Annotated in this window: 19 protein-coding genes; 5 read left to right on the plus strand and 14 right to left on the minus strand. The window is 40.8% G+C overall.

The features are described 5' to 3' along the window. Positions 1–7 precede the first annotated feature (7 nt). The 8 genes from CIK86_RS09720 to CIK86_RS09755 all read right to left on the minus strand — a co-directional run bounded on the left by CIK86_RS09720 (position 8) and on the right by CIK86_RS09755 (position 5139). The gene (locus tag CIK86_RS09720) at positions 8–646 is read right to left on the minus strand and encodes a protein-L-isoaspartate(D-aspartate) O-methyltransferase (protein ID WP_011327385.1); all 639 of its coding nucleotides are present in this window, start codon (positions 644–646) and stop codon (positions 8–10) included. After that, entirely contained in the window at positions 636–1400 is a 765-nt protein-coding gene (gene surE, locus CIK86_RS09725; RefSeq protein WP_011327384.1) for a 5'/3'-nucleotidase SurE, read from the minus strand. The genes CIK86_RS09720 and surE overlap by 11 nt, the downstream gene beginning before the upstream one ends. Beyond that, positions 1381–2430 carry a tRNA pseudouridine(13) synthase TruD gene (locus CIK86_RS09730; protein WP_086997414.1) on the minus strand — a complete coding sequence of 350 codons (1050 nt, stop codon included), beginning with the start codon at positions 2428–2430 and terminating at the stop codon, positions 1381–1383. Before CIK86_RS09730 ends, surE begins: the two co-directional genes overlap by 20 nt. After that, a complete protein-coding gene (gene ispF / locus CIK86_RS09735; RefSeq protein WP_086997417.1) occupies positions 2427–2924 on the minus strand; it encodes a 2-C-methyl-D-erythritol 2,4-cyclodiphosphate synthase in 498 nt (165 codons plus the stop codon). The genes CIK86_RS09730 and ispF overlap by 4 nt, the downstream gene beginning before the upstream one ends. Continuing rightward, the gene (gene ispD / locus CIK86_RS09740) at positions 2921–3622 is read right to left on the minus strand and encodes a 2-C-methyl-D-erythritol 4-phosphate cytidylyltransferase (RefSeq protein ID WP_086997420.1); all 702 of its coding nucleotides are present in this window, start codon (positions 3620–3622) and stop codon (positions 2921–2923) included. The genes ispF and ispD overlap by 4 nt, the downstream gene beginning before the upstream one ends. Position 3623: 1 nt before the next feature. Further along, the gene (ftsB, locus tag CIK86_RS09745; RefSeq protein WP_058372702.1) at positions 3624–3902 is read right to left on the minus strand and encodes a cell division protein FtsB; all 279 of its coding nucleotides are present in this window, start codon (positions 3900–3902) and stop codon (positions 3624–3626) included. A gap of 49 nt (positions 3903–3951) precedes the next feature. Continuing rightward, positions 3952–4584, minus strand: a complete 633-nt coding sequence (locus CIK86_RS09750; RefSeq protein WP_058372701.1) for a hypothetical protein — start codon at positions 4582–4584, stop codon at positions 3952–3954. A gap of 75 nt (positions 4585–4659) precedes the next feature. Beyond that, complete coding sequence (locus CIK86_RS09755; protein ID WP_086997423.1) at positions 4660–5139, minus strand: DUF2947 domain-containing protein; 480 nt, start codon at positions 5137–5139, stop codon at positions 4660–4662. Positions 5140–5199: 60 nt separating this feature from the next. Here CIK86_RS09755 and CIK86_RS09760 point away from each other — a divergent pair, with 60 nt between their 5' ends. The 3 genes from CIK86_RS09760 (at position 5200) to CIK86_RS09770 (ending at position 7798) form a co-directional block, all read left to right on the plus strand. Then, the gene (locus tag CIK86_RS09760; protein WP_086997426.1) at positions 5200–5439 is read left to right on the plus strand and encodes a DUF1653 domain-containing protein; all 240 of its coding nucleotides are present in this window, start codon (positions 5200–5202) and stop codon (positions 5437–5439) included. Positions 5440–5498: 59 nt separating this feature from the next. After that, complete coding sequence (locus tag CIK86_RS09765) at positions 5499–6344, plus strand: MoxR family ATPase (protein ID WP_011327376.1); 846 nt, start codon at positions 5499–5501, stop codon at positions 6342–6344. A gap of 266 nt (positions 6345–6610) precedes the next feature. After that, entirely contained in the window at positions 6611–7798 is a 1188-nt protein-coding gene (locus tag CIK86_RS09770) for a VWA domain-containing protein (RefSeq protein ID WP_086997921.1), read from the plus strand. A 503-nt stretch (positions 7799–8301) separates the two neighbouring features. Here the strand turns inward: CIK86_RS09770 and avs1c are convergent. The 3 genes from avs1c to avs1a are packed head-to-tail and all read right to left on the minus strand — an operon-like array spanning position 8302 to position 15501. Then, positions 8302–8559 carry an AVAST type 1 anti-phage system protein Avs1c gene (gene avs1c, locus CIK86_RS09775; protein WP_086997919.1) on the minus strand — a complete coding sequence of 86 codons (258 nt, stop codon included), beginning with the start codon at positions 8557–8559 and terminating at the stop codon, positions 8302–8304. A 13-nt stretch (positions 8560–8572) separates the two neighbouring features. Then, positions 8573–14320, minus strand: a complete 5748-nt coding sequence (gene avs1b / locus CIK86_RS09780; RefSeq protein WP_086997916.1) for an AVAST type 1 anti-phage system protease Avs1b — start codon at positions 14318–14320, stop codon at positions 8573–8575. 2 nt (positions 14321–14322) lie between these two features. Further along, positions 14323–15501, minus strand: coding sequence for an AVAST type 1 anti-phage system MBL fold metallo-hydrolase Avs1a (gene avs1a / locus CIK86_RS09785; RefSeq protein WP_086997913.1), 1179 nt, complete (start codon positions 15499–15501; stop codon positions 14323–14325). 630 nt (positions 15502–16131) lie between these two features. Between avs1a and CIK86_RS09790 the strand changes: the two genes are divergently transcribed. Further along, a complete protein-coding gene (locus CIK86_RS09790; protein WP_086997910.1) occupies positions 16132–16887 on the plus strand; it encodes a hypothetical protein in 756 nt (251 codons plus the stop codon). A gap of 516 nt (positions 16888–17403) precedes the next feature. After that, positions 17404–17601, plus strand: a complete 198-nt coding sequence (locus CIK86_RS09795) for a hypothetical protein (protein WP_217896497.1) — start codon at positions 17404–17406, stop codon at positions 17599–17601. 182 nt (positions 17602–17783) lie between these two features. Here CIK86_RS09795 and CIK86_RS09800 read toward each other — a convergent pair whose 3' ends face one another. The 3 genes from CIK86_RS09800 to CIK86_RS09810 all read right to left on the minus strand — a co-directional run bounded on the left by CIK86_RS09800 (position 17784) and on the right by CIK86_RS09810 (position 21742). Beyond that, positions 17784–19946, minus strand: coding sequence for a protein-disulfide reductase DsbD domain-containing protein (locus CIK86_RS09800; protein ID WP_086997907.1), 2163 nt, complete (start codon positions 19944–19946; stop codon positions 17784–17786). A gap of 45 nt (positions 19947–19991) precedes the next feature. Then, the gene (locus CIK86_RS09805; RefSeq protein ID WP_086997904.1) at positions 19992–21056 is read right to left on the minus strand and encodes a redoxin domain-containing protein; all 1065 of its coding nucleotides are present in this window, start codon (positions 21054–21056) and stop codon (positions 19992–19994) included. Positions 21057–21139: 83 nt separating this feature from the next. After that, positions 21140–21742: an NAD(P)H-dependent oxidoreductase gene (locus CIK86_RS09810; protein WP_086997901.1), complete on the minus strand. Its 603-nt coding sequence runs from the start codon at positions 21740–21742 to the stop codon at positions 21140–21142. Positions 21743–21808: the final 66 nt, after the last annotated feature.

Below are 21808 nucleotides of genomic sequence, written 5' to 3' on the forward strand. Positions count from 1 at the left end.
TGAATTCCTATTCAATATCACCAGCGACTAGCGGTACAAATCTAACCGGCGCAATTACGTGTTCTGTGTAGTTATTACCATTGCGAATAACCATAGTTAATTTTTGCTCTTGCTCGCCAATTGGGGCAAGTAACACACCACCATCTGCTAATTGAGCTAATAGATCTTGCGGGATTTTAGCCGCGGCTGCAGTGACTATAATGCCGTTAAACGGCGCTTGCGACTCCCAACCTTGCCAGCCATCGCCATGTTTCATTGCCACATTATATAAATCGAGCTGATGTAAACGGCGTTTAGCTTGCCATTGTAATGCTTTAATACGCTCTACTGAGTAAACCTTGGTAAATATTTTAGCCAGTATTGCCGTTTGATAGCCCGATCCCGTGCCTATTTCTAGCACCTTGTCGCGCACACCAGCTAATTGCAGCAGTTCGGTCATACGCGCCACAATATAAGGCTGCGAAATAGTTTGCCCTTGGCCTATTGGTAACGCAGTATTTTGATACGCTTTATGTTGCAGCACGTCACCCACAAATATATGTCGTGGTATTTGTGCAATCGCATCTAGTACTTGCGTATCCTCAACACCTTCACGCTGTAATAGCGCTGATAGCGCCTTGGCGCTGCGGGTATAATTAGCCAGCACGGTTTATCTCCAAATCAGCTAACCACTCCCCTACCGCTTTAATGCTCTCGTTAGCGGTCATATCAACACTCAGTGGGGTAACCGAGGCATAGCCATTATTAATTGCATGAAAATCGGTACCTTCTCCAGCATCACTTTCTGTCCCTAAAGATCCGTACCAGTAAATATCTCGACCCCAAGGATCGGTTTGCTTGGTCATGGTTTCGGCTTTATGGCGCGCACCCAAACGCGTTACCTGCACGCCTTTTAATTCGCTTAAAGGAATGTCGGGTACATTAATATTTATAATTTGATCTTTTGGTAGCGGATGCGATGCTAAACCTTTAATAATACTTATAGTTACCGCTGCCGCCGTTTCAAAATGCTCGCCGTGGTGCGAACACAAAGACACCGCAATAGCAGGCAAACCTAAATGGCGTCCTTCGGTTGCTGCAGCTACCGTGCCTGAGTACAAAGTGTCGTCACCTAAATTAGCGCCGTGGTTTATACCTGCGACCACTAAATCGGGCATTTCATCAACAAGCTGGTTAACGCCTAAATGCACACAGTCAGTAGGTGTACCATTAACCGATATAAAGCCATTTTCAAGCTTTGTAGCACGCAGTGGGTTAAGCAAAGTTAACGAGTTACTTGCACCACTGCAGTTTCGGTCGGGGGCAACTAAAGTGACCTCGGCAATTTGCATTAATGCTTGATATAACACCGCAATACCTTTAGCGCCTACACCATCGTCGTTACTTAATAGGATCTTCATCTTTGCTGTCCTTTTCTTTTCGCTCGCGTGGGCTTGCGTCTGTGTAATCCACCAGCTCACGTAATAATGCCGTAGCAAAACAGCCTTTTGGTAAACCAAAACTTAACTTCAAAGTGCTTTCATCTATGGTTTCTACGCTAAAATCTTGCGGGATTAAACGCAGCATTCTGCGCTCATTTTTTAGCCCTAACTCGCCTAAACCATCGCACCAAGACTGATAAGGCCCAAGCCATACTTTTTCTTGTTCGGTGAGCCCTTTTTCGCTTTTACCTACCATAGGTGCCGACATCATAATATCGCCAGAGGCTAGGCGGGCAATATTTTCATCGCTAATAGCGTCTTCAAAAAAGGCGTTACTGCCGCTGAGCATAAATACTTCACGGTGCATGGTTTTAGCTAAACCATGCTCCTTTACTCGTAAACTTACGAGTTGATTAAATACATGCGAGCGCGCTGCAGAAATAATAATACCGCGTAATTTTTTATCGCGAATACGCTCACCTGCAAACATTTTTTCAGCCATTATCAGGTTATGGCCATCACGGCCAAAGCGTTGCTCGCCAAAATAGTTAGGCACGCCACTGCGTACCGCATTAATACGGCACAAAATATCCAGAGGATCGGTAACATTGCGCAGCGTAATAGTAAATTTATTACCTTTATGACAGCCCGTTCTCAGTTTACGTTCGTGGCGTTGCTGCGATACAACAAACACGCTTTCGCTGTTTAAATCACTAAAATCAATCGGTTTTTTAATGGGTACTTTTACACTAAACCACTGCGAACACACTCCGTGGCGATCTTTCATCCCGGCATAACTTACATCGCGTGGTGATACCCCAGCTCGCTGCGCAATTAACTTTGCTACGTACTGGGTGTTTTCGCCTTTTTTTACTACTTGCAAACATACATGCTCGCCGCTACCGGTAAACTCAATGCCTAAGTCTTCATCTACCATAAAGTCTTCGGCTGTGGTTTTAAAATCAGCTTTTGATAACGGTGCGCCGTATAAATAATTTAAATCGCTCATGCGTTTGCTTTACTCATTGACTCTTTATTCATAATTACCACTGCATGGCTCGAAATACCTTCTTTTCGTCCTTCAAAACCGAGCTTTTCGGTGGTTGTAGCTTTAACATTTATTTGCGATAGCTCGCAGTTTAAATCGCTCGCAAGGTTGCTACGCATTGCTTGAATATGTGGCAACATTTTTGGCGCTTGTGCCACTATAGTTACATCACCATTGCCCAATACATAACCTTGCTCTTTAGCTAAACTAACCACATGACGCAGTAATATTCGGCTGTCGATATTTTCATATTCACTGGCCGTATCTGGAAAGTGTTTACCAATGTCGCCCATTGCAAGTGCACCTAAAATAGCATCGCACAGTGCATGAATAGCAACATCGCCGTCGGAGTGTGCTAAAAAACCTTGTGGATAATCAATTTTTTCGCCGCCGATAGTTAATGGGCCATCACCGCCAAATTTATGCACGTCAAAACCATGACCAATTCGTATCATAATGCATTCTCGTTTTGTTGTTTTTGAAGTAAAAAACCAGCCAAGTCTAAATCCTCAGGAGTGGTTATTTTAATATTATCGCTACGCCCTGGTATTAATTTTACTGGCTTGTTAGCCCATTCAATGGCGCTTGCTTCGTCGGTAATAACTGCGCCGCTTGCCAGTGCATTTTGCAGCGCATTTTTAAGATCTTCGTATTTAAAAAACTGCGGAGTAAGGGCTTGCCATAAATCATCTCGGGGTACGGTTTGCTCAGCATAAATATGGCCACGTTTTATAGTGTCTTTTACTTTACTGGCTAAAATTCCGCCTTCGTCGGCGTTTATACACTCATTTATAAGTGTATTTATGTCGTCAATAGTAACTAGCGGGCGGGCAGCATCATGCACAAGTACCCAATCGGGCGGGTTGGTGGCTAAAAAAAGTAAACTGTTTAATACAGAATCAGCACGCTCTTTACCGCCACAAGTACGCACAATGCGCGCATCAATCACTGGCAATTGCTCAAAGTAAGGATCGTTTTCATTTAGGGCTACAACAATTGTATTAAGCTGCGCTAAAGCAGATAATTTTGTGAGCGTATGCTCTAAAATAGTTTTACCTGCTAATTTAATATACTGTTTAGGCGCATTATGTTGCATTCTACTACCCACTCCGGCAGCAGGTATAATGGCAGCTATAGTTGGTTTATTTGTCATATTATTGTTGAGCTGGTAAAACACGTATAAATGTTTCGCCCGCTTTAATCATTCCTAATTCGTTACGTGCGCGCTCTTCTATGCCTTCATGGCCAAGCTTTAAATCTTCTATATCGGCGGTTAATACTTTATTGCGTTTAATCAATTTTTCGTTAGTGTGTAAATGAGATGCAACCGCACTTTTTAAACGTGTGTAGTCTTGTACGCCATTATGGCCAAACCACAATCTATACTGCACAAACAGTGCTAAACATAACAAGCCAACCTGAAAAAACCGCATTTAACACTCCTTATTTTTAAATTCAAATAAACTTATTTAATTAACCAAGTTACGTTTGTAGTCGTTTTACATTGCGCCAATTTATATTTCCTGCCAGTAGCATTTCGCGCAGCGATAAAACCCGTGGCAAACAGCGCTTTGAAAACTGCCATTGATGCCCGCAACACGCCGCGGTTAATGACATTTTACTTGGCGTTAATAATTGGGCGTTTGGCAGCTCAAGCCCCTGCCCCGAAAACGCAAACCAACCTAGCTCATTACAATGCACTTTATTGTCGCTTACTTGGTCTAGGCTGTCTATTCTAACGCGAATTTGCTCATCACTACGCACTAAAATAGGGATTATTAACCCGACTTTGGCATTATGTTGATAAAAAAGTTCATTTGCTTGAATGTTAATCTCTGGTGGGGTCGGTTTTTGCTTTGCAAGCCAAGAGCCATTTTGTGAATCTAATTTAAAAGGCGAGCTTGTATTAGCAACTAATGTGGCAGCACGTTCAATGTAATAAGGTAGGCTTTTTAATTGGCGACGCAGCCTATCGCTATTAGGCTCAGCGACTAAACGCTGAACCTCACGTTGATAAAATGCATTACACAATTGTGCATATAACACTTTTTTTGCATCGGCTTGCCACATTTCAACTTGTTGTGGCGCGCCAACAGGCTCATTTTTTGCTGCCAATTGCCGTACTCAAAAACACTTAGGTAAATGTTTTATAACACAGTACTGCGTAATTTTTAAGCGCCGAGTGCTAAATTAAGCGCTTGGCTTTTCACCTAATTTAGCCATGCCCGACTCTAAAAACTGCACTACGGTATTGCGTTTTTTACCTATAAGTAAACTGCCGTCGGCTAAAAACATAAAGTTTTGCCAGTTGCGTTTAAACACATCAAAGGTGGTTTCAATAATATTGTCGCGTGCCATGCAAAAATAAACCGTGGTATTAGCTTGCCAGTCTAAGTGCGCTAAAATGGCTTCGGGAAGTTGCTCATCGCCGTTTTCCCATGCGCTTTCCCAGTTTACTTCTTGGCTATAACTTTCATCTTGACCACACCAATCTGTTTTATCAAAAAAATCAGGGTGATCAAACTCACGGCTCACCATAGTTGTCCACAGCACAGCTGCGCGCTCAAGGCTCATAGGTTTAATGTTTGCAGCATCATCGGCTGAAACAGGCATGTCTTTATGGCGAAAAACCCATGCTTTTTTGTAATCATCTAGCGTAATATAGTTCATAGTATTGGCAAATTAGTTAGCATTAAAAGTGCAGAAACAAATTATACAAGAGATCAAAACATGACTACAGCAATAAAACCACTTTCCCTCAAATCAGGATTATACCAACACTACAAAGGGCCACAGTACAAAGTGCTTTATGTAGCCACTCACAGCGAAACCAGTGAGCAACTGGTAATTTACCAAGCGCTATATGGTGAGTTTGGTATATGGGCACGCCCTTTAGAAATGTTTAGCGAAACAGTTGAAAAAGACGGCAAAACTCTTCCTCGGTTTAGCTACCTTGGTGAAGCCGATTAACTATGGCATGATAGGATTATAAAAACTCATCTGACCTGTGACGAAAAGAAGGTAATAAAGTGCAATTTAATTCAACCGACAATTACATCGCCAGCTCTGCGCTTAAGCAAGCTGTAAACGCGGCTATTATGCTCGAAAAGCCACTTTTAATTAAAGGTGAGCCGGGTACAGGTAAAACCATGCTAGCTGAAGAGCTGGCAAAAAGCTTAGATACCGAACTTATTCAGTGGCACATTAAATCGACCACCAAAGCGCAGCAAGGTTTGTATGAATACGATGCGGTTTCGCGCCTGCGCGACAGCCAGCTGGGCGACGAGCGCGTACACAATATTAGTAACTACATAGTTAAAGGCAAACTGTGGCAAGCATTTACTTACGCCGACCAACACGGTAAACGCCCGGTATTATTAATAGATGAAATAGACAAAGCCGATATTGAGTTTCCAAACGATCTCCTGTTAGAACTCGATAAAATGGAGTTTCATGTTTACGAAACCAGCGAGCGAGTGGTAGCAAAAGAGCGCCCTATTGTGATCATCACCTCTAATAACGAAAAAGAGCTACCCGACGCATTTTTACGCCGCTGCTTTTTTCATTACATTGATTTTCCATCTGCGGATGAAATGCAGCAAATTATTGACGTGCACTACCCTAACGTTAAGCAAGATTTAGTACGCCAAGCACTCGAAGTGTTTTTTAACCTACGCGAAGCAAACGGTCTTAAAAAGAAGCCATCTACCAGCGAATTACTCGACTGGTTAAAGCTACTTATGGCAGAAGATATAGACGCAAAAACACTCCACGACAAAGCTAAAAAAGGCGGTTTAATGCCAATGTTTGGCGCATTACTTAAAAATGAGCAAGACATAAGCCTAATCGAAAAACTCGCGTTTATGAGCCGCTAGGGCCTGTTGACCTTTCAGGATTAAAATTTGTTCTAACTAAGGACGATTTAATCGTGGCGCGAGGTTTGTAACCTAGTGGGCTAAGTAAAAGCCGAGCAACAAAGAGTTAATCGTCCCTAGGACGAACCTTCAGGCAGCGCGTGTTTGGTATTTATGCTGCGTTATCGCCTATTTATGGGGAATAACCACACTACATAGGCTCTGCCTTGCCTAAATACCAAACACACTGCTGCAAATTTAACCTCGAAAGATAAACAGGCCCTAACATGTTAATACAGTTTTTTTTCACGCTGCGTAAATACCGTTTACCGGTAAGCCTGCGCGAGTTGCTTGATTTAATTAACGCCTTAAAAAAGGGTGTTATATTTGCCGACGTAGACGCTTTTTACCATTTAGCACGCACTATAATGGTAAAAGACGAAACGCACTTTGACCGCTTCGACAAAGCCTTTAGCGACTACTTTAGTGGTATTGCCGACCTTGATTTGCTCGAGAGCTTAAAGCAGCAGCACAATTTACCAGAAGATTGGCTGCGTAAAGAGTTTGAAAAAAACCTCAGCGATGAAGAAAAAGCCCAGCTAAAAGCCATGGGTGGTCTCGACGAGCTAATGAAAACCCTAAAAGAGCGCTTAGAAGAGCAACAAAAGCGCCACGCTGGCGGTAATAAATGGGTTGGCACCGGCGGCACCTCCCCTTTTGGTGCTTATGGCTATAACCCTGAAGGTGTACGCATAGGCCAAGACGGCAACCGTAACCGCCAAGCAGTAAAAGTGTGGGATAAACGCGAATATCGCAATTTAGACTCTGACCGTGAAATTGGCTCGCGTACTATTAAACTTGCCCTTAAAAAACTGCGTAAATTTGCCCGCACTGGCGCCAGCGACACGCTAGATTTAAACGAGACCATTCGCGCTACCGCAAAACAAGGCGGTATGCTTGACGTAAAAATGGCACCAGAGCGCCACAATGCAGTAAAAGTACTCATGCTATTTGATATTGGCGGCTCAATGGATGACTACATTCATACCTGCGAAGAATTATTTAGCGCCGCCCACGGCGAGTTTAAACACTTAGAGTTTTACTACTTTCATAACTGCTTATATGAACACGTGTGGCAAGACAACCAACGCCGCCACTCAAACGTTATCGACACCATGACGCTAATTAATAAGTTTACCAGCGACTACAAAGTAATATTTGTAGGCGATGCCACTATGGGCCCGTACGAAATAGCCTACCCCGGCGGCTCGGTAGAGCACTACAACGAAGAGCCCGGCAGTGTATGGTTACAACGTGTCACAAATCACTTTGATAAAGTGGCTTGGCTCAACCCACAACCCGTTGAACACTGGCCGTACTATCAATCAATAGGTTTTATTAAAGAGCTGATGAACAACCGCATGTATGCGCTGAGTTTAGATGGAATAAGTAGAGCGATAAAAGAGCTGAGTTAATATTGCTATTAATGTCAGCTCAATGCTCTGATAAGCAAATGTGACACGCAAGCTTAGCGGTTAGTTTTTACCTTGATTGAGGTAGGTTGGTTTGAGCGAAGCGAAACCCAACGAAAAAAGGCAACGTCAATTATCATAGGCGTTTTGCATTATCGATTGGCTAAAAAGTGCCAAGTGTAGGTCGGATAAGCGAAGCGCCATCCGACACTGTGAAATGTTTTGCCTATTTATTATCAGCATTTTATGTTATCGAGTGGCTGGAAAGTGCCATAAGCCGACTATCAGCCGTAACTCGTTTCTGCCCCTTTACGAGTTAGGGTAAGTACTCATGCTTGTAAAATTCATGCATGCTTACGCTAACAGAAGTTATCCGAACTCTGCACAATATCTAGATATTATATTTCATTGGTCAGCTTTCTGATCTTTCGGTGCACGTAACCATTATGTGGTGATCCGTTATAACTGACCACCACAATTTACCGATGATATTCAGTTCTAACCTATTATTCATCAAGAACAATATTGTCGGGTAGCTTGAAATTTCGCATATGATACATCATGTTTGCGTTAAGGCGAGCTTGTTCATTAACACTGAGAAAATCAATCCGTCCATTTGGGAGCTTTCTTACTTTGAGAATTCCTTCCATAGATATATTAGCATTCACATGAAACTTACCTTGTTTAATAATATTATGCAGATAGTGAAATCGTAGTTCGAATTCCGACCTGGTCTCTGGTGTATCATATGTTTCAAAATTCATGAATCCTCCAATATTATCCAAAAGAAATTAGTCCAACAGGTTCTAGATCCAACTCAAATACCCAAATCAAACTTAATCCATGTGGAAGTCTGAGAGCGTTAGAATCAATCGATAAGAAGCATCCCTCATTGATCGGAGATCCTTCATATGTTTCTTTGAGTCGCCCTGACTTCCACCAACCTCGCTTCAAATTGGAACTGCTTGCCTCAGTCATCCTCATGAAGTGTGTGGTAGGTATTGCTGGAGTAAAACTACCAAAATACGCAGGAAAAGCTTCAACATTAGCACAAGTGTCAATCAAGCAAGTTTTATCTAGTGAAGGCTTATCTACTGATAAGAACCGCCCAGATGGAAGAGGAAGATTTTCTGGACTGTCAGTAAGGTACGCAGTCAGTCTAACTAGTCTCAATTGGTCTTTGTGCCAAACTCTTTCACAGTAGTCTAAGTAAATACTATCCCCATGTACCGGCGCTGGTTGTTTAGAGCGTATCCAATTTATAGCTTGGGATTCAAAATTTATGATTCTTAAGTTATCTAAGCGAGTTGGATTATACTTTCTGAAAATGGCTTCGATATGTTTGTACTCTGGTTCCTTTACAACATTATGCAACGCTACATTAAACGAGTAGCGAACTTTATCGGACCAGCGGTTAGGGCGTTCTGCATTTCCATAATACCCTTCAGCCAACAACTGCTCTAATTCTAAACTAGCTTCTAAAGATAGTGGTGAGCATATTTCTTTCAGTATTGACTCTGCTTGAGCTAGTACAGAAGAACTCAGCACGCCTAGCTCCATTAACCTGGGCCAGTTGGATCGAATACATTCCGCCCATGTAGGTAACTCAACATCATCGGATGTGCTTTTATTAGTTGCACCATTGAAGCGAGCCGCTAATGTATCCAAAGCCTCCTCAGCAGACTTTGACCCTTGCACTGCAGCTTGTCTAGTAATGCGTACTAAAACTGAATATCTACCGACATGTTTGCAGTTTTGTTGTATCGAATTAAAGTCAAGCTCATGAGCCAGAGCTTCCCAGGCTTGTTGTGACATAGATGTTTGCTCAAGAACACCACAAATTAAGTCGGGATGAGTGCCGCTGTTCATGGAAAAAGCTTTTGCTCCAAATAATTGAACAAAATCTGGGTAGCTCTTTGACAACCAAATCAGCATCTCTGATGCTTTTTCGCGCCTCAGCCATGTAGGGTGCTCGATAACATGAAGAATTAGCTTAGCTAAGCAATCAGATAAACCATCGCCATTCTCCAGAAAGGTATATGTATCAGCATCTTCTAGACTTCCAACCATTAAGCTAGTATGTTCATTCGTTAGTTTTAGGAGCTGGACTTGTTCGTAATAAGGGCAATGACTTGCTAACCATGTAATTAAACTTTCTGCGATTCTCCAGCTCTCAGTGTAAGGCTTACCCACGATTAAAAGTGAAAGCAGCTTAACTAAATCAGAAACAGAGCTATCAGTTTGCAGAAGTAGTGCTCTTCCTTCCTTAACAGCCGATGTAGACTCATTCCATATGGACCACCCACCATCTTGAATCGCATTCATTGCTGAGATGACTTCGCTTTTTGCTTCGGAATTATTCCTACGGCGTAGGTATCTAGACGCATTAGATAAGGCTACGTTAGCCTCTTCAATAAAGTTAGAGCTGCCAAAAGTCCCTGGTAAGTGAATTGTATCGGAATCTTTTATTTCTGCTTCTCTATTATCAGATTTTGAGCCTTCTCTTGATGGAGTTTTAGTCAAGTCTGTACCTGGCTGGGCGATGCTCTCCTGAAATCTAGCTGCGAAAACTTTTTTGACATGCTCATTTAGATTGGAGGCTAACGATGAAATGAACTCAGAACGGTCATTTAAACTATCAAATTCAGACTCACAAATAATCTCCACCCTATCAAAAGCTAGGTCTAGATAGGTATTATCATTTGCCAACTTGTTGATTAAAAGGCTATAGGCATGCGCAAACTTGTCTCTGTGACGTGAATCGCCAAATTGGAAGCACTCCAACAGAGCCCAACATAGCTGCCAATCAGCCTTAGGAATCAGAGGGGTAATGAGAGATAAAATTGAGTCTTGTTCATCCAGAGCTGCTCCTGGGAAACGAGTGCCTTTTAGCGTTGAAACTCTGTCTATATCTCCACGAGTAACTTCTTGATGCATTTGTTCAAGCGTTCCGTAGGTTTGGCGAATAAAGTAATCTACAGCGCTTTGAACGGAGCCTCTTTGACACAAAGCTCCAATGAAGTCTCGCTTAGCGTATCGAACAAAACGCTGGAAAGTCATCTCACCATCCGCGGCATCTAGAAGGCCTGCTATTTGACATATGACTTCTGGTTCAACGATGTATTCTTTGTCAATAGACTCTAGTGCAGTAATACTTAAACCTAGCTGATCTTCCTTATACCAACTCGGTCCCATGGAGAATGATAAGACAAGTTGATAAGTTTTATTCGCTTGGTCCGAAGCATCTAACCTTGCATAAAGTGGAATTATACTTAACAGCTCCGGAACGAGCTCATATCTATTCTCTAGGTTAGATGTTACGTATTCTTTCCAATGATCCAGCAATAGAAATGCTTGATCCTCTACTTCCACGTCTAATGGCTTACTAACAACTGTTGTTAGAACTTGGTTTAGAATATTTCTAAAGCCTTCTGAGTAGATACCGCATTGGCAGTCAAATTGCTCCTCTATAAAATTCAGTAAGTCACAAATTCTACTATGATATATCTCTGTAATTAATTTTGTAATTGATTGATATATATTTGGAACAATGCTCTCTGGCAAGCCATAGGCGTCTTCCCATTGAACACGCTGTGCGAGACTGAACCTTAAGTGGTTTAAAATATCTTGATTTAGAGTTTTCCAGACAGTTTCTAGCCCTATTGTATCGCCGACTTCTTTGAATCGCCTTGCAGCACCGTCACACCAAGCGATGGCACTACATATTGAACTAAGCCCTTTTAACCATGAGCTTGAAGATAAGGGGATTAACTTGGGGTAGGTGAATTCAGGCTCAATAAACGCTTTTTGTTTCCATACTGCCATACAATTTTCTAATTCAGAATAATCAATAGTGACATTGTCATCTGCAATAAATGATATGGGTAAAAGTTCGTCATCAGCAGGCTCTCCTAGCGCCAAAACAATATTTTTAGGCGCACCAAGGGATAGATAGCAATCAACTATACTCGGATGTACTTTATTCTGTTCATTCCACGCATCTGAAACTAAAGTTTCTATATCAGAAAAAATCTGGTCAAGTAACTCCTGGTCATAATTTACTTCATATCTTTCGCATAGCCCCTGATATAACGGAACTGCAAATACGATTGGTTCCGCTATCTCACTTAAAGGTCCGGAGTAAAATTTTCGCAATTGAGAAATTGACATATAACTGCTAGTAAAGCACATTGATGCAGCTTGCACGTAGGTTATCATTTCACTTCGAATAAGTTTGCTTGCTTCCTTATCTCTTGCAGTTTTGTCGATAGCTTTCATCCAATAAAACTGGAAATTAGCAAGTAATAATCGCGAGTTATCATCCCCTGCGCGAATTTTTAGAAGGAACTGCTGGATTTGAAGGTTATAAATATCTAGAAACTCTCTATAAGAAAGTCCATTTTCGTTAGATACCTGTTCAAGAGCTTCTGTTAAGTGCTTCTCTACGATACCTAGCAACTCTAAAGCTTTCTCATGGCTGTTTGAGTCTACAAGCTTCAATACAACGATAAGTGCCTCTTGTAACGGTATAATTAACTGTCCATATCGACTTACATGCTGTAAAGCTTCCTGTTCTTTCCCAATAGAGATCAAAGCACTAGCCATTAAATCAGCAGATTGAGCAAACAATGTGTCATACCGAAATTGAATTCTTTGGCAAAGTAAAAGGATACGAACCGCTTCAACCAAGCTACCAAGCTCTGTTGCCGCTTTCAAAACATATTTAAGATCTTCTAGGAGAGTATCAGGCTCGATGCCTTGATACACGCAATCGTCAATCCATTTTTGAGTACATAGAGCTACCACTTGTGCTTTGTCAGTGCCTTCAGCTTTAAGACCATGGTAGATCAAATTGAGCAAACAGTATTTTTTTTGTATTTGCTTCTCACAGTGTTCAGCTAACCGCAACTGGACATCCTGTTCTCGTAATGCTGTCTTCTCAAGAAGAAAATCAGAAAAAGAAGAGTGATATATCGTTGTTTCAGTTGGGCTCAACAACAAGTGTTGTATTCTTCCAAGAGTGCCTAAAAGTATGGCCTGTTCATTTGGGTTCAAAATCTCTGTAAAGTGACTGATAGAAATCCCCCAACGCAAACGAACTGCTATTGCTAGCAAGTTTACAGCGTCGTTATCCTCTTTCAGTTTTAGCCACAACAAGTCGTAGTACTTTCGAATGCTGCCGTCGATTAATGGCAAATTTTTTAGTTCGTCATTACTTGTACCTGAGTTCACGAGATCGATTAAGTAACGAAGATATAGTGGATGCCCTTGCACTCGTTCACAAATCAGACTTACAGTTGTTGAGTTAGAGTGCTCTGCAGTAAGAGCACCATAACAAAAACTTTGAACTGCACTATCACTGAGAGAGGTTATAGAGATGCATGATTCGCGGTTTAGCCTATTACCTAATCGAGTCGCAAACTGTTCATAGTTTGGTGCAGAAAGAACAATTACCACTCCTGATGGTAGTTTCATAGGTAATAGACCAATGAACTTAGTTAAGGTATCAGTATCTTGTCGTTCGACTTCATCAAGTCCGTCAATAAATAATATCCCGGTTTTCCCATTAGAAGAGTAAGTTCCACTTAACTGTAACAATAGCTGTTCTGTTTTATTTATTAGCTCTGGGTAATCGAGCGTTTCTTTGCGTCCAGGAGTGCCTGTGATGAACATCGAAACTTGCATGTTTAGCCAGTTGAAAAACTCTTGAGGTTGAGCTAATAGAGTTGCATTTTTGGTGCTTTTTCTTGGAGTAAAGCTGTATGTTCCAAAGTGTTCTAAAGAAGGGAGTTCTGGTGAATAGGCTTCACAAAACGTTGATTTACCAATACCATGAGCCCCGTTAATGAAAATATAGCTACCGGTTTGTGCAGAGATAAAATCATCGAATTGTTCAGTGAATGCTTTCCTAGAGGCTAAGCGTTGACTGGTTGAATGTTTTTTATTCGTTTCAATAGCAATGCCAAAGCTGTTCAAAAAGTCACATAGCCTAGATATAGATATAACACCGATGGTTTTTTCTACAGAAACCCGAATAACACCAACGCAAACATCATTGCAAACTAGTGCCGCTCCAGACAAGCCTTTATAGTCGCTTAAAGATATCGGTTCATCTATGCTTATTTCTATATCTGAGCCTAACTTAAGGCTTTCGAAAGTTTGAACAATCGCTCCTTCTAACCGATGTCCCAGAGTCAGCTTGCTAGCAGGCCACCCATAGGAATAAAAGCGGTTTCCACCTAAAGGTAATAAGTCACTAAGCTTGATTGGAGAGATGTCACACACAGCTTCTAACTCTACTAAAGCGATGTCTAACTTTGCGTCATGTCCAATAACACGAGCTTTCAGTACTGAAGGGGAGGAACTAAAATTAAAGGTGACACTTACTTCTAAATCACTTTCAATTGCTTCGGCTACGCAATGGTAGGCAGTTAATACGATTTTCGATGTAATTAGTGAGCCTGTACCTGACTCTTCACCACATTCAACCTTACAAGTTGCCACTTTCATTTCAGTATCTAACATGATTATTCCTTGGTGATTTCTATCCAGTTAGCAGCGTCTTCTTCAACAATGAAAGTAGCGCCTGTAGTTGTTTGGAAATCTTTAATTTCTCTCGATTCTGGAGTCGAGTAGTTAAAATAGAGAGTCCTCGTAAAACTAGCTTCTCTATCGACTATTGCCCGAAGAAGCTCAATATCAGGGTGGTTATGTTTACTTCCATTCGAGGAAATGAAATACATTGGAGCATCTACAGTGCTAAGTAGTTCTGGGCTAGTATTATAGTTGCTTCCGTGGTGAGATATTTTAATTGCATCAAACATCATGGACTCACCTTGTGACTTCATTTTAAGGAGTTCTTTCAAAACCTCCTCAGCCCACGCGTCTGCAAGCATTAATACTCGAAGACCATCGAGTTCGATAATAGTCGCAATAGAGCTTCCGTTAGTCGGTGAGTTGTCTGGTTTGTATACGTCTTCGAGACTTTTCTTACGTCCTGCAGATATGAGTTTTTTTCCTCTAGCTTGCCCTTCACTGCTGTACTCAAAATTAAGTTCGAAAGCATCGTCGATTGCCTGGCTAGAACCTATAGAACCGACAAAGCCATAGCGTCTTAAATCCCGCTTCCATGACTTTATTAAGCCATCCAATCGTTCTTTTGATGGTGTTAGCACCTTTACCAAACCATCCTGAAATCGCTTGTGTTGCACATGATTGATACAAACGCTTTCACTTCCATCGCCGTCATTCCAAACATACCCTCCAGCATGAATCAAAGATGCTAATGTTGAGCCTTGACGTGCGCTTATTTCGTCATAATTTGACGTTGCATTAAGCTCTTTGGGGTGACCTCGTCTATTAATTGCATTTATGACCTCACAATCTTGAGGTGATAATTCAGTTTCATTCAATGATGTCAGACTTCGTAGGCTGTTGTGCCAGATACCTTCAACAGAAACAATATTTTTTGTTTCTGAATGGCTGTTTAATAGAAGAAAGCGAATAATACCTCCAATGTGATCAGCATCAATGTGGGTAACGATTACTAAATTTAAACATGCACCTCTACTTGCGATCTCTTCTAGATCTTGTCGTATGTATGAGTTGAAAGTTCTGGCATATCCAGCGTCTATAAGGATATTCGTCTTTTCTGAGCTTATTAGAAAAGCATCCCCGTTCTCAGCAGGGTACATCTTGATTCTCACGTTACATCCTTACCTTCATAGTTGCACATGGAAGTCTAACAAATAGCTAAGTAAATAGTTTTATATTTTCATTTTACGTGACTTAAAGATTTTCTTCTAACTAATTGTAAGGGCAATAAAAAGCTTAATGGCCAACAGTGAAATTATTTTGTAGTGGCAAACAGAATTTAGGAAAATATTAGGAGGTGCATATGAAGTGGTACGGTGAGTTTAGTCACTTTGTTAGATTTGAGCGATGACGATCTCTAGCCATTTGCATTACTAGACATTATATCCGAATACAAATAGAAAATCTGAACCTCTAAGTAACTTTTATCCATTGTCGAGTTATTAATATAACTCGCCTTTGCCCAAAATGAGTTAGAGTAAGGCTCTCAATCGAGCGATTTGTAGACGCTCGACCTTTTCCCTGGTCGGCTGTCCATTTACAAGTTTCTCGTATAGTCAGGAAAACGAGCTATTTGGTCGTTTCTATCCCAAAGCAATTTAAGCTTTAAAGGCATAAAGCTATTTGTAGCAATAAGTTATCCAATGTGATAAAAATTCATCAAGAGGAAACTCGAGACGGTTAACGGTAGAAAAACGACCGAATCGCTCGTAGATTAAAATTGTTATGTTCAGGAAGTGAATTTGAAAAACTATTTACCCGAATTTTTGGGTGTTTTATTTGCATTGTTACTCATAAATGCATGGTATTTATCTGGTATTGCGATCGAGCAAGGCGTAGTGCCTATATATTATGAGCACATTATACGGGCTCTAACTGTCGCTGGTAGTGCTGGCTTTGGTGCAACTCTTGCGTTCAAGTTTAACAATCGACTTGAGGGTATTAAAAATGAAAGAATTGATTTAAAAGAGAAAGCACAAAATGCAGCTATTTTGAACAAAGCCTTATTAAACATCGCTATGCAGTTGAATACTATCGGCAACATGAAGAAAAAGTTGTATAAGTACAATACGATACATGATAAAGCATTCTCGATGAATGCTGAGAAAAACTTTAACGACAATGCCATTGTTGATATAAATGAAATTGCCTTAATATTAACCTCCAAACCTCAGTTGTTACTAGAAATTAATAATGAACAAGATGGTTATATTCAAACAATTGAATCTTTTAAAATACGAAATGAGCACTACTTAAATATCTTGCAGCCTAAGATGTTTGAATTGGGTTTGCTTGATCGTAAAGCAACGATTGGTGAGTATGAAGATGCGCTACCACCACCAATATTTAAGGCTGCATACCAGTCTGTTGAAGTACTGGAAACAAATATTTTAGAGACAGAAAAGGGGCTAAAAGTCATATTTCAAAGTTTACGAGATGCATGCAAAGAGATATTGCCGGAACATAAGTTCATTGCCCAAACTGAACATAGCAAATAAGGATAGGCCGCGCGAAGCCGCGGGCATATCTGGGTGTTGAACAAGCCCGGTTAGGCGCTGTGCTGCATTTATAGTGTAAATAGCGATGTCGAAACGAACTCTAGATGTGGTGGAGGGGTGCATGGAGTCGCGTCTTGCACTGTTTGCCATACAGGTACGTGCTATTAGGAATTGGCACAGAACCGCCCGTCGACTCTAACTCATAATTGTCCAGAGGCGGGTTATGTATTTAACTCGCCTTTGCCCCAAAGTGAGTTCCGAACGGTTGAGAACTAACTTAGCCAAATCTTCACTCGCATTACTTTTCGTAATGTCAGTAACGATTCAACAGGATTGGAATAGCAAAATACTGCGGAATTCTTATGCTGCTGATATAGTGAACACCACTGTTTAGCTGGTTTAGATCATTAGTATATGTGGCTTGTGGATATAAAGTGAATACAAATTACCAGTGCGTTAGTATGTTGTGAAATTAATTTCATCTTAAACGAGGCCAGAGGGTAAGGAACTGGCAAAGTGCTGCTGCAATACGCAATAGAGCAGTTAGGCGCAACCAAAGTAGATCTAAACGAACAAAACCCACAGGCAGTAAGTTTATACGAGCATATGGACTTCAAAGTCGTTTCGCGCTCGCCACTTGATGATATAGAAAAACCTTTTCCAATTCTGCATATGACACTCAAAAGCTCGGTTTGTCGTAACCAAGTTTGCTAAAAGAAACCCCCAAAGCTAATAACTTTGGGCGTTTCCGTATACGCGAGCGTTGTTCTAACTTGACTAACCCTTGCCTCAAAAGAGCGTGAGGAGACAGTCGCTCAAACTCGTTTAGACGCAAGCCATTTAATCAATTGATAAAAATGACTCCTACCAGATCAAAAAATGTATTTCTATTCGTTTTAGTATTGCTTTGCATGATCCAATAATATTGACGGTGTTAGGACTTGCGGCAATACAACGGGAGTATCTTCGCCCTTTTTATACCATAAATAAAGTGGTACACCTGAGCGCCCTTGTTGCGATAGAAATTCCGTTATCTGACTATCTCCATTAGTCCAATCACCGACCATAACTGTAACATTATTTTGTTTAAATGCATGTTGCACTTCATCACGATCAATCGACGTTTTCTCGTTAACTTTGCAAGTTAAACACCAATCAGCTGTGAAATATACAAACATATCCTGCTTAGCGCGTAACTCAGCTAATTTATTCTGATCAAAGCTCAAAACTTGCGTACCTTCTTTTTGCACTGAGCTAGCATTCAACTCATCCGAATTAGGTATTGTATAAATTGAGAGCAACAAAGGAATGAAGGTAAATAGAAGCGCAGGCCACCACTTTCTTTTATGTTGAGATTGTTGCCATGCACCAGTTAACCATAATCCAAATGTGGATAACATTGTCGTCGTTAAAATCATCATCACATACGTATCAGTTGATTGACGTAATAGGATCCAAACCAATCCTAGAGTTGTGATAAACATCGGTATAGAAAGTATTTTACGAGCGGTTATCATCCAACCACCAGGCTTAGGTAAACACGTTCTTAGCTTCGGTATAAAACTCACCAAAAGAAACGGCAATGCCATACCAAAACCTAAGCCAGCGAAGATCATTAATGCAATACTCATCGGCAATACTAAGGCAGCACCTAGTGCGGTTGCCATAAATGGACCAGTACAAGGTGTTGCAATAAGGGCCGCTAGGCCCCCTGTCCAGAAGTCCCCAATAGGACCTTTTTGATCTTGCAGTTTTGAGCCAGAAGTTAAAGTACCAATTTCAAATAAACCAGCTAGATTGAACCCTATTGCGCTCATTAATACGATTAAGACCGAAATCACTACTGGGCTTTGTAACTGAAAAGCCCAACCAATCTGATGCCCCAAAGCCCGTAAGCCCAAAATAGCAGCGCCAAGAACAAGGCACACTAATACTGCACCTAAAGTGTAAGCTATTGCGCCTGTTTTGGCTCTTTCTTCTGAACTTTGATGAGGAAGACTCAGTATTTTCAGACTAAGAATAGGAAACACACACGGCATAATATTAAGCAGTAGACCACCTAAGATTGCTCCTAACAAAGCAGTAATGGCTAACCACCATGAATTGGGCCCGTTAGTATCTTTAGCGTTATCAACGGTCGGGGTAAAAGCGATAGTCTCGGTTTTATTTGCACTAAAACTAAGCCCGATACCACTTTTTAATACCAAGACCCCTTTAAAAACAGGTTCTAGATTGTCTCCAACTTGAGTTTGCATCAAAAGCTCATCACCCTTATGCTGCAAAGCTTGTTTCGCATTATTAACAATCATGCCATTGATAACGGGGTAAATATGCGCACCTTCAATATCCACGCTACTTGGTAAGGGTAATGCGAGTGTTAATTTACTTTTATCGACCGAAAAACGCCCCACAGCCGCCATTGGTTGTGGCAGTTTTTGACGCCATTGATCAAACAGTTCTTTATTTGAGTCATTATTCGATTTTTTATCCAATAACAATTGGGAGTCTTCACCGACAGTAAATGTACGCTCTACCGTTTGTTGTTCTGGCAAGCAAGATGTCGGATTACAAACCAAATAACTCATATCGACTTTGATAGGTACTGAAGTGCCCACCGCAATAGCTTTACTAACTGTTATTGGAGCAAGTAATACATACTGACCGTGATAGATATAATTCATAATATCACTAGTCACAAGTTGGCTTGGCGCGGGGTATTTTACTTCACCCGCTTCAATCCCTTTTGGCAAATGCCAATCAAAGCGGGTCGGAAATCCGGCATCACCCGGGTTAGCCCAATATCCATGCCAACCCTCTTTAGGTGTCATTATCAGAGCTAGATCTTGCGTCATGTCAGATGCTATGTGTCCGGATTCTGTCATCATAGTAACTGATAATAGGCGCTGAGTATCAACTTGAGCCGTAGCTATCGCATGTGATGAACATGCAAAGAGGACGAACAAAAGTGTTTGTTTTAAAAAAGTGCTCGGTTTAAATGAATAGACAGAGTTAAAACAAGCTGTCCATTTTTTCAATGAACGTAATAAAGATGATTTCATTGTGCGCCTATTTTTAAATAGCATTATATGGTTAAAAGCTAGCAATTATTTAAATGAAGAAATGATTTCTAATGCCTGACTAAAGTCACCATCTTGAATTGAGGACTTCATAGTCACTTTACCTTCAGAATCTATTAGTGTGATGGTTGGCAGTTGGTTCACACCAAACAACTTGAATAGTGAGCTATCTTTATCAAATACGATAGGTAACGTTGTACCATAGCTTTTACGATAATCGTTTAGATCATTTATTGAAGACCATAGGTTCGTCGATACCGTGACCCATTGTACTTCTGATGATTTTGATTTTTGCTCTAATAGTTCACGCACTTCAGTGCACGCTTTAGACGTGGTTGGTTCGGTTTCTTCTAAGTACCATTCACACCAAGGACCAAAAAAAACCATACCAACTTTTTTACTGGTTGGCGTATTAAACTTTACATCGAGATTTGTGTTATCAATAGTGGATAAAGTCATGTCTGATACTTTATCACCTACTTGATAACCTGAATTGTTATCAACAAAAGTTGGGTTTATCACCGCTTGTTGGCTTGGTTTTTCAGCTACTACTTCATCTAAAGCTCGGTGGAATTCTTTGTCATCAACATGACCAAAATAAGCGAACTTGCCACTTTTATCGATCAACAAATGTTGAGGCGTAACACGTAACTGGAAAGCACGTGCTAATTCACCATTATCAATTGTAATTGGCATAGTTAACCCCACTTTTTTACGAAACGCGGTTACCGATTTTACATTGTCGCTGATACCAGTATTAATCGCGATAACTTGAACTTGCTCGCCATATTTCTCGTAAATTTCTTCAAAGCCCTGCATTTGCTCGCGACAAGGGACACACCATGTAGCCCAGAACTTAATGTAGACCGGCTTTTTACCATACACTTCAGCCAAATCAATCTCTTTGCCATCAATTGTTTTTACAGTCATTTGAGGGGCAGGTGTACCAACTAAGTTTTCACCCGCTGATTTTGCTCTTCGCTCACCATCAGCAGAGTAATCATCGGTTGCATGCGCCATCTGCATGAGAGTAATTGAGCATAATAGTGTTAGTAAAGATGTTTTCATCCAACGAACCAATCGTATTGACATAACATTATCCTATTTATATTGAAAATTTATAACTACTGTTTTTTGTAAATACAGCCATAAAGACTAGAGAAATTAGAAGAACATCAAATACTCGCACGTAAGTGATCACATACTTGTTGCTGAATTTTATATATTTGTTGCTCTACAACTTCTGGATCACCCGCAGTTCCCTCAATAGAGAAGAAATGCAATTTAGTTAACCCTATCGTCGCGAGAATCGCTTTCATATAGGGCGTGAAAAAGTCTGGTTGATATGCCAATTCACCAGAAAAGATCCCCCCTGAAGAAATCAAAATATACACCGGTTTATCTTTTAATAATGGTAGCTTTCCGGTGTTAGTTATCTCAAAAGTTTTTCCTGCTCGGACTACATAATCTAGCCAACACTTTAAGCTAGAAGGTAATGTATAATTATGCATCGGAGAGGTAATGATCAGTAGGTCAGCTTTTTCAAGAGAAGCAATAAGCCTATCTGATAAATTGAGGCTGGCAGAATCAGTATGTGGGCTTGCTGAACCACATAAAACTTCAGCATAATGCCGATCTATATGAGGCAGCATTGTCACATCGAGAGTGTCTAGCTTAACCTCTGCGTTATCCAATAAGGTGTTCACCATAACTTGGGCAATGAGGTGCGTAGATGCTTGATCTTTCTTCGGGCTAGCGTTAATCAATAATACGTTCATATTTCCTCAAATGGTTATTTTTGAATTACCAATTATCATAAGGTGGTTATAATATCGTGCTATATG

The sequence above is a fragment of the Pseudoalteromonas sp. JB197 genome, from assembly GCF_002332205.1.
In the GTDB taxonomy this organism is placed as follows: Bacteria; Pseudomonadota; Gammaproteobacteria; order Enterobacterales; family Alteromonadaceae; genus Pseudoalteromonas; species Pseudoalteromonas nigrifaciens.

Excerpts from the sequence above, each read along its gene's own strand:
- CIK86_RS09755 (WP_086997423.1), bottom strand. The coding sequence starts at position 5,139 with ATGAACTATATTACGCTAGATGATTACAAAAAAGCATGGGTTTTTCGC.
- CIK86_RS09730 (WP_086997414.1), bottom strand. The coding sequence starts at position 2,430 with ATGAGCGATTTAAATTATTTATACGGCGCACCGTTATCAAAAGCTGAT.
- ispF (WP_086997417.1), bottom strand. The coding sequence starts at position 2,924 with ATGATACGAATTGGTCATGGTTTTGACGTGCATAAATTTGGCGGTGAT.
- ispD (WP_086997420.1), bottom strand. The coding sequence starts at position 3,622 with ATGACAAATAAACCAACTATAGCTGCCATTATACCTGCTGCCGGAGTG.
- avs1b (WP_086997916.1), bottom strand. The coding sequence starts at position 14,320 with ATGTTAGATACTGAAATGAAAGTGGCAACTTGTAAGGTTGAATGTGGT.
- CIK86_RS09770 (WP_086997921.1), top strand. The coding sequence starts at position 6,611 with ATGTTAATACAGTTTTTTTTCACGCTGCGTAAATACCGTTTACCGGTA.
- CIK86_RS09760 (WP_086997426.1), top strand. The coding sequence starts at position 5,200 with ATGACTACAGCAATAAAACCACTTTCCCTCAAATCAGGATTATACCAA.
- avs1c (WP_086997919.1), bottom strand. The coding sequence starts at position 8,559 with ATGAATTTTGAAACATATGATACACCAGAGACCAGGTCGGAATTCGAA.
- CIK86_RS09805 (WP_086997904.1), bottom strand. The coding sequence starts at position 21,056 with ATGTCAATACGATTGGTTCGTTGGATGAAAACATCTTTACTAACACTA.
- ftsB (WP_058372702.1), bottom strand. The coding sequence starts at position 3,902 with ATGCGGTTTTTTCAGGTTGGCTTGTTATGTTTAGCACTGTTTGTGCAG.
- surE (WP_011327384.1), bottom strand. The coding sequence starts at position 1,400 with ATGAAGATCCTATTAAGTAACGACGATGGTGTAGGCGCTAAAGGTATT.
- CIK86_RS09810 (WP_086997901.1), bottom strand. The coding sequence starts at position 21,742 with ATGAACGTATTATTGATTAACGCTAGCCCGAAGAAAGATCAAGCATCT.
- CIK86_RS09800 (WP_086997907.1), bottom strand. The coding sequence starts at position 19,946 with ATGAAATCATCTTTATTACGTTCATTGAAAAAATGGACAGCTTGTTTT.